The organism is Streptomyces recifensis, assembly GCF_002154615.1.
Lineage (GTDB): Bacteria > Actinomycetota > Actinomycetes > Streptomycetales > Streptomycetaceae > Streptomyces > Streptomyces griseoluteus.
The window spans coordinates 1-12,895 of the sequence record NZ_MUNH01000366.1 but is presented as its reverse complement, the minus strand read 5'-3'; the positions used below and the strand labels follow the sequence as shown (position 1 = coordinate 12,895).

12 protein-coding genes are annotated in these 12,895 nt (G+C 72.1%); 10 read left to right on the top strand and 2 right to left on the bottom strand.

Going from position 1 to position 12,895, the window contains the following annotated elements; all coding sequences use genetic code 11:
• The 7 genes from CCN33_RS19385 to CCN33_RS19355 all read left to right on the top strand — a co-directional run.
• A partial coding sequence (locus tag CCN33_RS19385) for a Cgl0159 family (beta/alpha)8-fold protein (RefSeq protein ID WP_425275856.1) occupies positions 1–499 on the top strand: 499 nt, incomplete at its 5' end.
• 9 nt (positions 500–508) lie between these two features.
• The gene (iolB, locus tag CCN33_RS19380) at positions 509–1,333 is read left to right on the top strand and encodes a 5-deoxy-glucuronate isomerase (RefSeq protein WP_086694842.1); all 825 of its coding nucleotides are present in this window, start codon (positions 509–511) and stop codon (positions 1,331–1,333) included.
• Complete coding sequence (gene iolD / locus CCN33_RS19375; protein WP_086694841.1) at positions 1,330–3,207, top strand: 3D-(3,5/4)-trihydroxycyclohexane-1,2-dione acylhydrolase (decyclizing); 1,878 nt, start codon at positions 1,330–1,332, stop codon at positions 3,205–3,207. The genes iolB and iolD overlap by 4 nt, the downstream gene beginning before the upstream one ends.
• 16 nt (positions 3,208–3,223) lie before the next feature.
• Positions 3,224–4,726, top strand: a complete 1,503-nt coding sequence (gene mmsA, locus CCN33_RS19370) for a CoA-acylating methylmalonate-semialdehyde dehydrogenase (protein ID WP_086694840.1) — start codon at positions 3,224–3,226, stop codon at positions 4,724–4,726.
• A 299-nt stretch (positions 4,727–5,025) separates the two neighbouring features.
• A complete protein-coding gene (locus CCN33_RS19365; RefSeq protein WP_086694839.1) occupies positions 5,026–6,426 on the top strand; it encodes an APC family permease in 1,401 nt (466 codons plus the stop codon).
• Positions 6,427–6,493: 67 nt separating this feature from the next.
• Positions 6,494–9,124 (top strand): alpha/beta fold hydrolase, encoded by a 2,631-nt coding sequence (locus tag CCN33_RS19360; RefSeq protein ID WP_086694838.1) that lies wholly within the window; start codon positions 6,494–6,496, stop codon positions 9,122–9,124.
• A complete protein-coding gene (locus CCN33_RS19355; protein ID WP_086694837.1) occupies positions 9,121–9,984 on the top strand; it encodes an ABC transporter permease in 864 nt (287 codons plus the stop codon). The genes CCN33_RS19360 and CCN33_RS19355 overlap by 4 nt, the downstream gene beginning before the upstream one ends.
• A gap of 63 nt (positions 9,985–10,047) precedes the next feature.
• Here CCN33_RS19355 and CCN33_RS19350 read toward each other — a convergent pair whose 3' ends face one another.
• Together CCN33_RS19350 and CCN33_RS19345 are read right to left on the bottom strand one after the other, a co-directional pair.
• Entirely contained in the window at positions 10,048–10,455 is a 408-nt protein-coding gene (locus tag CCN33_RS19350; protein ID WP_086694836.1) for a rodlin, read from the bottom strand.
• Between the two features lie 221 nt (positions 10,456–10,676).
• On the bottom strand, positions 10,677–11,087 hold the full coding sequence (locus tag CCN33_RS19345) for a rodlin (protein WP_086694835.1): 411 nt from the start codon (positions 11,085–11,087) through the stop codon (positions 10,677–10,679).
• A 280-nt stretch (positions 11,088–11,367) separates the two neighbouring features.
• On the opposite strand from CCN33_RS19345, the gene CCN33_RS19340 reads away from it, so the two are divergent.
• The 3 genes from CCN33_RS19340 to CCN33_RS19330 all read left to right on the top strand — a co-directional run.
• The gene (locus CCN33_RS19340; protein WP_086694834.1) at positions 11,368–11,778 is read left to right on the top strand and encodes a rodlin; all 411 of its coding nucleotides are present in this window, start codon (positions 11,368–11,370) and stop codon (positions 11,776–11,778) included.
• 272 nt (positions 11,779–12,050) lie between these two features.
• Positions 12,051–12,278, top strand: coding sequence for a chaplin (locus CCN33_RS19335; protein WP_086694833.1), 228 nt, complete (start codon positions 12,051–12,053; stop codon positions 12,276–12,278).
• Positions 12,279–12,400: 122 nt separating this feature from the next.
• A partial coding sequence (locus CCN33_RS19330) for a chaplin (protein ID WP_140394596.1) occupies positions 12,401–12,895 on the top strand: 495 nt, incomplete at its 3' end.

Sequence of the window (12,895 nt, the reverse complement as noted above, 5' to 3'; positions counted from 1 at the left end):
CACGCGCCGCCGCTTCGACGCGGGCAAGCTGCTGCTGCGCATCGACCCCTCCGACCCCGGCTCGCTGACCACCCTGGAGTCCGCCGCCCGCGCCGTCGACGCCATGGCTGAGCGCCGACTCCCGCTGTTCATCGAGCCGTTCCTCAGCCGACGCGGCCCGGACGGGCGCGTGCGCAACGATCTGTCCGCCGAGGCCGTGACCACCTCCCTCGCCATCGCCTCCGGACTCGGCGGCTCCTCCGCCTACACCTGGTTGAAGGTGCCCGTCACGGAGAACCCGGACGACATGGCCGACGTCATGGCGACCACCACGCTGCCCGCCGTCCTGCTGGGCGGCGAGTCCGGCGGCTCCCCGCAGGAGCAGGCGGCCGCGTACGAGAAGTGGCGCGGCGCGCTGCAACTGCCCACCGTGCGCGGCCTGGTGGTCGGCCGCACACTGCTGTACCCGGCGGACGGCGACGTGGCCGCCGCCGTGGACACCGCCGCAGGACTGCTGTGAGGGCCCCGCATGACGAGCACCCGACTCCATCTGCCGCACGGCGAGGCCGCGAGCGGCCCGTACGCGCTCGACATCGGGCCGGATCAGGAGGACCGGCTTCAGGGTTGGGCCCACACGCGTCTGCGCGTCGTGGAGCTGGAAGCGGGCGGCACCCATACCTTCGACACCGGTGACGCCGAATGGATCGTGCTCCCCCTCCAGGGTGCATGTACCGTACAAATGGACGAGAAAGAGTTTCAGATCCGGGGCCGGGAGAACGTGTTCGCGGCAGTCTCCGACTTCGCGTACGCCCCCCGCGACAGCCGGGTCCAGATCGCCTCCGGCGCGGGAGGCCGCTTCGCCCTGGCAGGAGCGAAGTGCGAGCGACGACTCCCCGCCCGCTACGGCCCCGCGCCGGAGGTTCCCGTCGAAGAGCGCGGCAGCGGCACCTGCGCCCGCCAGGTGCGCAACTTCGCCGCCGCCGACACCTTCGACTGCGACCGGCTCATCGCCGTGGAGGTCGTCACCCCCGGCGGCAACTGGTCGTCCTACCCGCCGCACAAGCACGACGAGCACCGGCCGGGGGAGGAGTCCGAGCTGGAGGAGATCTACTACTTCGAGATCAAGGAAGCCGGCCTCGGCTACCAGCGCGTCTTCCCCTCCCGTGCCGGCGGCGCCGACCTGCTCGCCGAGGTCCGCACGGGTGACGCGGTGCTCGTACCCGACGGCTGGCACGGCCCGTCGATCGCCCAGCCCGGCCACGCCATGTACTACCTGAACGTGATGGCCGGCCCCGGCGCCGACCGGGAGTGGCGGATCAGCTTCCACCCCGACCACACAGGGGGTTACCGGTGACCACCAGGCTCACGGTCGCGCAGGCGCTCGTCCGTTTCCTCGCCGCCCAGTACACCGAGCGCGACGGCGTCCGGCAGCGGCTCATCGGCGCCACCTGGGGGATCTTCGGCCACGGCAACGTCGCCGGACTCGGCCAAGCCCTGCTGGAACACCGCGAGTCGATGCCGTACCACCAGGGCCGCAACGAGCAGGCGATGGTGCACGCGGCCGTCGGGTACGCCCGCCAGTCGAACCGGCTCTCCACCCACGCGGTGACCACCTCCATCGGCCCCGGCGCCACCAACCTCGTCACCGGCGCCGCCCTCGCGACCGTCAATCACCTGCCCGTCCTGCTGCTGCCCGGCGACGTCTTCGCCGCCCGCCCCGCCGACCCCGTCCTCCAGCAGCTCGAACTCCCCTACGCGGGCGATGTGTCGGTGAACGACACCCTGCGCCCGGTGTCCCGGTACTTCGACCGGATCACCCGTCCCGAGGCGCTGATCCCGAGCGCGCTCGCCGCCGTACGGGTGCTCACCGACCCGGTCGACACCGGCGCCGTCACCCTCGCCCTCCCGCAGGACGTGCAGGCGGAGGCGTACGACTGGCCCGAGGAGTTCTTCGCCGACCGGGTGTGGACCGTGCGCAGGCCCGGCGCCGACCCGGCCGAACTCGCCGAAGCGGTACGGGTGATCAGGGAGGCCCGGCGTCCCCTCGTGGTCGCGGGCGGCGGGGTCCACCACAGCCGTGCCGAGGAGGCGCTCGCGGAGTTCGCCGCCGCCACCGGCATCCCGGTCGCCTCCACCCAGGCCGGCAAGGGCTCCCTGCCGTACGACCATCCCCAGGACGTGGGCGGCATCGGCCACACCGGCACCCGCACCGCCGACGAACTCGCCCGCGCGGCCGACCTGGTGATCGGGGTCGGCACCCGGTACACCGACTTCACCACCGCCTCCGGCACCCTCTTCGAGGACCCCGGTGTGCGCTTCCTCAACCTCAACATCGCGCCCTTCGACGGTCACAAGCTGGCCGGGCTGCCGCTGGTGGCCGACGCCCGCAGCGGGCTGGGCGAGCTGACCGAGGCGCTGGGGATGCACGGGTACCGGGTGCCGGAGGCGTGGGTGGCCGGCTACACCGAGGGCAAGGCCCGCTGGGAGGCGAGCGTCGACGCCTGCTTCGCTGCCGAGGACCCCGACGCGGTGCCGACCCAGGCCCAGGTGATCGGCGCGCTGGACGCCCTGGTGGACGCGAGCGACATCATCGTCAACGCGGCCGGTTCCCTCCCCGGCGACCTGCACAAACTCTGGCGGACCCGCGCCCGCGACCAGTACCACCTGGAGTACGGCTACTCCTGCATGGGCTACGAGATCCCGGCCGCCCTCGGCGTGAAGCTCGCCGCGCCCGAGCGGAACGTCTGGGCGCTGGTCGGTGACGGCACCTATCTGATGATGCCGACCGAGATCGTCACCGCCGTGCAGGAGGGCGTCGCGATCAAGATGGTGCTGATCCAGAACCACGGATACGCGTCCATCGGCGGTCTGTCCGAGTCGGTCGGCGCCGAGCGCTTCGGCACGGCCTACCGGTATCCCGCCGGGGACGGCACCCTCACCGGCCCGCCGCTCCCCGTCGACCTCGCCGCCAACGCGGCCAGCCTCGGCATGCGGGTGCTGCGCGCCGGGACGGTCTCCGGGCTGCGGGAGGCCCTCGCCGAGGCGCGCGCCGCCGACACCCCCACTTGTGTCTACGTGGAGACCGAAACGTCCGACAGTGTGTCGGGCGCGCCTCCCGCCGCGGCCTGGTGGGATGTTCCTGTGGCCGAGACCGCGACCAGACCGTCCGCGGTCAAGGCACGCGAGCTGTACGAACGGCATCTGCCGGCCCGCCGCCGCCATCTGTGAGAAGGAGCCCGAGGACATGACGAAGATCGTCAACCACTGGATCGGCGGGAAGACCGCCGAGGGCGCGTCGGGCACGTACGGGCCGGTCACCGACCCGGCGACCGGCGAGGTCACCACCAAGGTCGCCTTCGCGACCGTCGAGGAGGTGGACGCGGCGGTCGCCGCCGCGAAGGACGCCTTCGCCACCTGGGGACAGTCCTCGCTGGCCCAGCGCACCTCCGTCCTCTTCAGGTTCCGCGCCCTGCTGGACGGGCACCGCGACGAGATCGCCGCGCTGATCACCGCCGAGCACGGCAAGGTCCACTCCGACGCGCTCGGCGAGGTCGCGCGCGGCCTGGAGATCGTGGACCTGGCCTGCGGGATCACCGTCCAGTTGAAGGGCGAGCTGTCCACCCAGGTCGCCACCGGCGTGGACGTGGCCGCGATCCGGCAGCCGCTCGGCGTGGTCGCGGGCATCACCCCGTTCAATTTCCCGGCGATGGTGCCGATGTGGATGTTCCCGCTCGCCATCGCGTGCGGCAACACCTTCGTGCTGAAGCCCTCGGAGAAGGACCCGTCGGCCGCTCTGAAGCTGGCGGAACTGCTGGCCGAGGCCGGGCTGCCGGACGGCGTCTTCAACGTCGTGCACGGTGACAAGGTGGCCGTGGACCGGCTGCTGGAGCACCCGGACGTGAAGGCGGTGTCCTTCGTCGGCTCCACGCCGATCGCCCGCTACATCCACACCACTGCCTCCGCCCACGGCAAGCGCGTCCAGGCCCTCGGCGGCGCGAAGAACCACATGCTGGTGCTCCCCGACGCCGATCTCGACGCGGCGGCGGACGCGGCGGTGAGTGCCGCCTACGGCTCGGCGGGCGAGCGCTGCATGGCCATCTCGGCGGTCGTCGCCGTCGGCTCCATCGGCGACGAGCTGGTGCAGAAGATCCGCGAGCGCGCCGAGAAGATCAAGATCGGCCCCGGCACCGACCCCACCTCGGAGATGGGCCCGCTGATCACCAAGGTCCACCGGGACAAGGTGGCCGCCTACGTCACCGGCGCCGCCGACGAGGGCGCCGAGGTGGTGCTCGACGGCACCGGATACACCGTCGAGGGCCACGAGGGGGGCCACTGGATCGGCATCTCCCTGCTCGACAAGGTGCCGACCAGCGCGAAGGCGTACCAGGACGAGATCTTCGGCCCGGTGCTGTCCGTGCTGCGCGTGGACACCTACGAGGACGGCGTCGCCCTCATCAACGCCTCCCCCTACGGCAACGGCACCGCCATCTTCACCCGCGACGGCGGCGCGGCCCGCCGCTTCCAGCTGGAGATCGAGGCCGGCATGGTCGGCGTCAACGTCCCCATCCCGGTCCCCGTCGGCTACCACTCCTTCGGCGGCTGGAAGGACTCCCTCTTCGGCGACCACCACATCTACGGCAACGACGGCACCCACTTCTACACCCGCGGCAAGGTCGTCACGACCCGCTGGCCCGACCCCTCGGAGGCCCCGGCGGGCGTCGACCTGGGCTTCCCCCGCAACCACTGAGCCGCGCGGACATCCGGGCCCGGAGGCGGCTTTCGCCGCCTCCGGGCCCGTCTTTTTTCGGCCGGGGACTGCGGTTCCCGTACGGGGTGACGAGGGCGCGGGCGCCTGCGAGATGGTGCTGTTTCGGTCGTCGATGGGGGGATCGGGGTGCGGATTCCGTAGGTCGGAACCCATTGACGTGGCGGTTTTCGTCGGTGTTCGATGCAGCGCCGGGAGCGAGACGTACGACACACCGCGAGCCGCCGGAGGCGATACCGCTCCCGCCCGAGTCCTCACCGCACGAGTCGATCGGACGCCGCATGACCGACACGCTCCGCCCCGCCGAGCCAGCCCACGCCGCAGAGACCGGTGACGGCCCGCGGAAACTCAAGCGTTCCATCGGCGTCGTCGGCGGTACCCTGCTGACGCTGTCCTGCGTGACGCCCGCCTCCACCCTCTTCGTGGTGGTCCCGGACCTCTTCGGCACCCTCGGCACCGCGACCGCGCTCACCATCGCCATCGGCTCCGTGCTCTGTATCGCCGTGGCGTTCTGCTACGCCGAGCTGGGCACCCTCATCCCCAGCGCGGGCGGCGAGTACGCCATGGTCTCCACCCTCGCCGGGCGCCTCGCGGGCTGGCTGGTGTTCGTGCTGTCGCTGCTGGTCGTGGTGATCGTGCCGCCCGTCATCGCCATGGGCACCGCCGACTACATAGCCCCCCTCGTCCACGTGGACCCCGCCCTCACCGGCGCCGGGGTCATGCTGCTCGCCACCCTCGCCGGGCTGCTCGACCTGCGCGCCAACGCCTGGATCACGGGCGTCTTCCTGGTCCTGGAGGTGATCGCGGCGGCCGTGGTCGCGGTGCTCGGCTTCTCCCACGCCCACCGGGGCGCCGGGAGCCTGGTCTCCATGGAGGTGGCCGGAGCCCACGGCGGCATCGACCCCGTCACCGCCGCACTGGTCGTCTCCGGACTCGCCATCGCCCTCTTCGTCACCCAGGGCTTCTCGACCGCCGTCTACCTCTCCGAGGAACTGGAGCACCCGCGCCGGGACGTGGCCCGGACCGTGCTCGCGACTCTCGCCATCTCCACCGTGATCATCCTGGTGCCGGTCGCCGCCATCACCATGGGCGCCACCGACCTGAAGGAACTGACCGGCGGGGACCTCAGCGCGATGGTGACGGCCTGGTCCAGCACGGCCGTCGGTACGTTCGTCAGCCTCTGCGTCGCCCTCGCCATCATCAACGCGGGCATCGTGATGGTCATCCAGAACTCCCGCGTCCTGTTCGCCTCCGCCCGCGACAAGGCGTGGCCCACCCCGGTCAACAACCTGCTCTCCCGGCTCGGCCGGTTCGGCTCGCCCTGGGTCGCCACCCTCACCGTCGGCATCCCCGGCGCGCTGCTCTGCTTCGTCGACCTGGACACCCTGTACGGCGTCACAGGGGTCTCCGTCACCGCCATGTACCTGCTCGTGGCCGTCGCCGCCCTGCTGGGCCGCCGCGACAGCCACCGGCACACCCCCGCCTGGCGGATGCCGCTGTGGCCGGCCGTACCCGTGCTGCTCATCGCCGTCCTCGGCTACGTCCTCGTCCAGCAGGACCCCGTCTACCTGCTCCTGACCGGCGGGATCACCGCGGCCGCCACCCTGTACTGGGCGCTGTACCTGCGGCCCCGCCGCGACACCCACTGGCTGGTCTCGCTCCCCGAGGACGCCCGAGGCTGACGGCGCGGGGCAGAGCACAGACCTACCGCGCCCGCAGTACACCCGCCCGGGCCCGTACCGTTGGGTCATGGATCTCCGAGTGCCCCGGCTGCTGAAGAGGCCCCGGCGGGCCGCCGCCGCGCTGGGGGCCGCCGTACTGCTGGCCGCCACCGGCACGTGGACCGCGACCGCGTCCGACACGCCCCGCCCGCACCGCACCGACCGGGTCCTGGCCATGGCGGACGGCACCCGCGTGGACACCTCCTACTTCACCTCGGGAGGCGGAGGCCGGCGCCCCGCCGTTCTCCTGGCCCACGGCTTCGGCGGCAGCAAGGACGACCTGCGCGCCCAGGCCGAGGACCTCGCCGGGCACGGGTACGCCGTACTCACCTGGTCCGCACGGGGCTTCGGTCACTCGACGGGCAGGATCGGGCTCAACGACCCGGCGCACGAGGTCACCGACGTCTCCCGCCTCATCGACTGGCTGGCCACCCGCCCCGAGGTCCGCCTCGACAAGCCCGGCGACCCGCGCGTCGGCATGGCGGGCGGCTCGTACGGCGGGGCGATCTCCCTGCTGGCGGCCGGGCACGATCCGCGCGTCGACGCCATCGCGCCCGCCGTCACCTACTGGGACCTCGCCGACGCACTCTTCCCCAACGGCGTGTTCAAGCGGTTGTGGACCGGCGTCTTCTTCAACTCCGGTGGCGGCTGCGCCAAGTTCGAGCCCGCACTGTGCGCGATGTACCAGCGTGTCGCCCAGTCGGGCGTCCCCGACGCGGACGCCCGCGCCCTGCTCCGGCGCCGCTCACCCGCCGCCGTCGCCGACCGGATCAAGGTCCCCACGCTGCTCTTCCAGGGCCAGACCGACTCCCTGTTCACCCTCGCCCAGTCCGACGCCGCAGCGCGCGCGATCCGGGCCAACGGCGCCCCCGTCAAGGTCGACTGGATCGCGGGCGGCCACGACGGGGGAGACCTGGAGACCGGCCGGGTCCAGGGGCGGGTACGGGACTGGTTCGACCATTACCTCAAGGGCCGGCCGGTCGGCACCGGCCCCGCCTTCCGGGTCACCCGCACCGGCGGAGTCGACTCCACCGACGGCAGCACCCGCAGCCGGGGCGCCACCGCCGGCGCCTACCCCGGCCTGCGCGGCGACCCCCGCACCATCCCGCTCACCGGCCGCGAGCAGCGCGTCGCCAACCCGGCAGGCGCCAGCCCGCCCGCCGTCTCCGCCCTGCCCGGCCTCGGCGGAGGCGGCCTCGCCCAGCTCTCCGCCCTCGGCACCGGCGTCTCCCTGGACTTCCCCGGCCAGTACGCCAGGTTCGACGCGCCGCCACAGCGCACCGCCCTCCGTATCACCGGCACCCCGACCGCCCGCGTCCACGTGAGGTCCACCAGCGACGACGCGGTCCTCTTCGCCAAGCTCTACGACGTCGGCCCCGGCGGCGGCCAGGTGCTTCCCGGCCAGCTCGTCACCCCGCTCAGGATCACCGGCGCCAAGGCGGGCAAGGACGTCACCGTCACCCTTCCGCCCGTGGACCACGAGGTGCAGCAGGGCCACCACCTCCGCCTGGTCCTCGCCGCCACCGACCTCGGCTACGCCTCACCCACCGCCCCCGCGACCTACACGGTGTCCCTGAGGGGCCCGTTGAGCGTGCCCACGGCCCCCGCCGTCACCACCGCGGCCACCCCGCTGCCCGCCTGGGTCTGGTGGCTCCCCCTCGTGGGCGCCGGGACGGCCCTGGCCCTCCTCCTCTCCGCCCGCCGCCGCACCACAGCCGCCGCACCCGACCCCGGCCTTACCGAAGTCCCGCTGGTCATCACCGGCTTGAGCAAGCGCTACGCCAAGTCGTCGGACCGGTACGCCGTACGCGACCTCGCCTTCCGCGTCGAGAAGGGCCAGGTGCTCGGCCTCCTCGGGCCCAACGGCGCGGGCAAGACCACCACCCTGCGCATGCTGATGGGCCTGATCCGGCCCGACGGCGGCGAGATCCGCGTCTTCGGCCACGCCGTCCGCCCCGGCGCCCCCGTCCTCTCCCGCGTCGGCGCCTTCGTCGAGGGCGCCGGCTTCCTGCCCCACCTCACCGGCCGGGAGAACCTGGAGCTGTACTGGCGGGCCACCGGCCGCCCCCCTGAGGACGCCCACCTCGCGGAGGCCCTGGAGATCGCCGGCCTCGGCGACGCCCTGGCCCGCGCGGTACGCACCTACTCCCAGGGCATGCGCCAGCGCCTGGCCATCGCCCAGGCCATGCTGGGCCTGCCCGACCTGCTCATCCTGGACGAGCCCACCAACGGCCTGGACCCGCCGCAGATCCGCGAGATGCGCGAGGTGCTGATCCGGTACGCGGCCGCCGGACGCACCGTCATCGTCTCCAGCCACCTCCTGGCCGAGGTCGAGCAGTCCTGTACCCACCTGGTGGTCATGGACCGGGGCCGGCTGGTCCAGGCCGGCCCGGTCCGGGAGATCGTCGGCTCCGGCGACACCCTGCTGGTCGGCACCGGCACCCCCCTCGCCGACCCGGTCGTGGACAAGGTGGCCGCCCTCGACGGCGTCGCCTCCGCCGTACGGACCGAGGACGGGCTGCTGATCCGCCTCGAACCCGGCAGCACCGCGGGCGCACTCGTCGTGGACCTGGTCCGGCTGGAGGTGCCCGTGCTCTCCGTCGGCCCGCACCGGCGTCTGGAGGACGCCTTCCTCACCCTGATCGGAGGCTCCGCGTGAGCACGCTCACCGAGACCGCGGAGACGGCACCCGGCTACCGCGCCTCGCGCACCCTGCCCGTACGCGTGGAGCTCGTCCGCCAGCTCGGGCGGCGCCGCACGCTCGTCATGGGCGCCGTCCTGGCCGCGCTGCCGCTGGTCCTGCTGGCCGCGTTCGCGATCGGAGGTGACCCGGCCGGGCGGGGGCGCCGGATCTCCCTGATGGACACGGCCACCGCGTCCGGCGCCAACTTCGCCGCCGTCAGCCTCTTCGTCTCGGCCGGCTTCCTGCTCGTCATCCCGGTCGCCCTGTTCTGCGGGGACACGGTCGCCTCCGAGGCCGGCTGGTCCTCGCTGCGCTATCTGCTGGCGGCGCCGGTGCCCAGGGCCCGGCTGCTCCTGTCCAAGCTCGTGGTGGGGCTCGGCATGAGCCTGGCCGCGATGATCCTGCTGCCCACGGTGGCCCTCGCGGTGGGCACGGCCGCCTACGGCTGGGGTCCGCTGCTCGTGCCGACCGGCGGGGCGGTGGAGGCGGGAACGGCGGTCGGGCGGCTGGCCGTGGTGGTGCTGTACCTCTTCGTCTCGCAACTGGTCACCGCCGGGCTCGCGTTCTGGCTCTCCACCCGGACCGACGCCCCGCTCGGCGCGGTGGGCGGTGCGGTCGGGCTCACCATCGTCGGCAACGTGCTGGACGCGGTGACCGCGCTCGGCCACTGGCGGGACTTCCTGCCCGCGCACTGGCAGTTCGCCTGGGCCGACCTCCTCCAGCCGCACGCGGAGTGGGCCGGCATGGCCCAGGGCGCCTCGGTCTCGGTCACCTACGCCCTGGTCCTCTTCGCCCTGGCCTTCCGGGGCTTCACCCGCAAGGACATCGTGTCCTGACCCGGGAAACACGGCGGCGGCCCACCGGTCGGAACCGGTGGGCCGCCGCTGCGGGGGGCTCGATCAGCCGTTGCCGGCGCCGTTGCCGGACAGCGCGGAGATGTCGTCCAGGATGTGCGACAGCGGCTCGTCGCCCTTGGCCTGGGTGGAGTTCTCGACGCACTGCTGGTTCTGCGGCGAGGACAGGACGGGGATGTCCTGGATGCCGACGTTGATCAGGGCCACCAGGGACTGGGCGTTGAGCTTCGCCGGCAGGCCGATGCAGGGCTTGTTCAGCGACCCCTGCACCAGAGCCAGCTGCGGGCTCATGTTGCCGTAGGTGGCCGAGTTGCCGAACGACTGCGAGGCGCCGTTGCCGCTGAACGACGTGGTGCCGTGGTCGTCACCGATGGCCAGGGCCTGCGGGGCGGCCGCGCCCGCGAGACCGGCGACGGAGGCGGCGACGGCCGCGGTTGCCCACAGCTTCTTCATGTTGGTTCCCTTCGAAAGGCGGACTCCGGGGAGGAGCTGCGTGATCGTCAACGGGGAAGCGGTCGCCGGGGTTGCGGTCTTTGACCCTATCGGGGCAGCGCAGTCCGATGAGTGCACAAACGCCCCCGGCACAACCGCCACCGGAAACACCGACGGGCCGCCGAAGGTCTCGGCGGCCCGGAGGGCCGGACCCCGTGCGGGGTCCGTGAGCGTACGGAGGCTCAGTTGTTGCCGGCGCCGTTGCCGGACAGCGCGGAGATGTCGTCCAGGATGTGCGACAGCGGCTCGTCGCCCTTGGCCTGGGTCGAGTTCTCGACGCACTGCTGGTTCTGCGGCGAGGACAGGATCGGGATGTCCTGCACGCCGACGTTGAGCAGAGCCACCAGGGACTGGGCGTTGAGCTTCGCGGGCAGGCCGATGCAGGGCTTGTTCAGCGAGCCCTGGATGAGCGCCATCTGCGGGCTCATGTTGCCGTACGTCGCGGAGTTGCCGAACGCCTGGGAGGCGCCGTTGCCGCTGAACGACGTGGTACCGGTGTCGTTGCCGATGGCCAGGGCCGGCGACGCGGCGGCGGCGGAGACGCCGGCAACGGACGCGGCGACCGCGGCGACGGCCAGAACCTTCTTGATCACTTGCGATTCCCTTCTGGAGAAACCCCGTCCATCGGAGTGCCCGGCTCAACTGCCGGGCCGGGGACGGGGTTGCTCCCGTTCACTCCAACGGCCGACGGGGTGCGCGGGAAAACGGCCACGCGCCTCGGCGGAATTCCGTCTCCTCCGTGCACCGGAAGCGATCCGATCGGGTGACTTACCGCAACCAATCGGCGCCCCCCGGGTTGATGTCTCCGCAGGAACGACCGTCTGGCGAGCAGCCAGGAAAGCATCTGGCGAGCAGCCAGGAAAGGAAAGCGAAATGCTGAAGAAGGCAATGGCCGCGGCGGCGGTCGCCGCGTCCTTCGTGGGCGTGTCGGCGGCGGCGGCCCCTCAGGCGCTTGCCATCGGCAACGACACGGGCACCACGTCGTTCAGCGGCAACGGCGCCACCGAGGCGTTCGGCAACAACGTGACCAACGGCGACCTCAGCCCGCAGGCCACCCTGGTGCAGAGCTCCGTGAACAAGCTCTGCGTCGGCCTGCCGGTCAAGGCGAACATCCAGTCGGTGCTGGCCCTGATCAACGTCGGCGTCCAGGACATCCCCGTCCTGTCCTCGCCGCAGAACCAGCAGTGCGCCGAGAACTCCACCCAGGCGAAGAACGACGAGCCGCTGTCGCACCTCGTCGACGACGTCTCCGTCCTCGCGGGCAACGGCGTCGCCAACAACTGACGCGGGCGCGAGCGCTTCCAGAAAACCGCCCGGCAGCACGGATTTCCGTGCCGCCGGGCGGTTTTCGCTGTTCATTTCCAGGACCTACGGGTTGCTCCATGCTGTCAATTCCCTGGGGGCGTTCGAGTGAATTGACCGAGGGTGCGCGTTCCACAGTTTCTTCCGCCGTCTATTCCTCGTTCTACAGCCTGCCGGTCATGGTGCGAGCCGTTCAAGTTGTGCTCGCTCGGTTTCGGCCGTCACAAGGCATGACCGCAGAGAAGGGAAAGACCATGAAGAAGAGCGCTGCTGTCGTCGCCGGCGCCATCCTGGCTCTGGGCGGGGCGGCTCCCGCCTTCGCCGACGCCGGTGCCGAGGGTGCCGCGATCGGTTCGCCGGGCGTGCTGTCCGGGAACGTCGTCCAGGTCCCGATCCACATCCCGGTCAACGTCTGTGGCAACACCGTCAACGTGATCGCCCTGCTGAACCCGGCGTTCGGCAACGCCTGCGTCAACGACTGACGCGCATAACGCAAGGCACCAGCCCTACGGCTGCGTTCAGGCCGGCCCCGGACCGTCGATCCACTGTGAATCTGCGTTCCGGGGCCGGCCTTCCCACTTCTTCGAGCAGGAAGACCACGAGATTGCGACAGACCCTGAGCAAGGGCATGGTCGTGGCCGCCGCCGCGACGGGTGTGCTGTCCTTGTACGTCAGTCAGGCGCTCGCCGATTCGGGAGCGCACGGAGCCGCACGGGGCTCTCACGGCGCGCTGTCCGGCAACACCCTCCATGTGCCGGTGCACGTCCCGGTCGACATCTGCGGGCACTCCGTCGATGTGGCGGCCGCGCTGAACCCGGCCGTCGGCAACGCCTGTGTCAGGGACGCCCTCCCCAGGGCGCCCCGCACCACCGCGCCGTCGTCCTACGGTGACGACGACGGACCGAGCACCCCCGTCAAGACCCCGCCCGCGTACGGCGCCGAGGAGACCAAGCGGCCGGCCGCGTACGGGGACGACGACGAGACCACCCGCCCGTCCTACGGCCACGACGAGCCGAGCGCCCCGGTGACCACCCGGCCCGCCTCGTACGGCGACGACGAGGAGACGACGCCTCCGCCGCCGTACGGCCACGACGAGGAG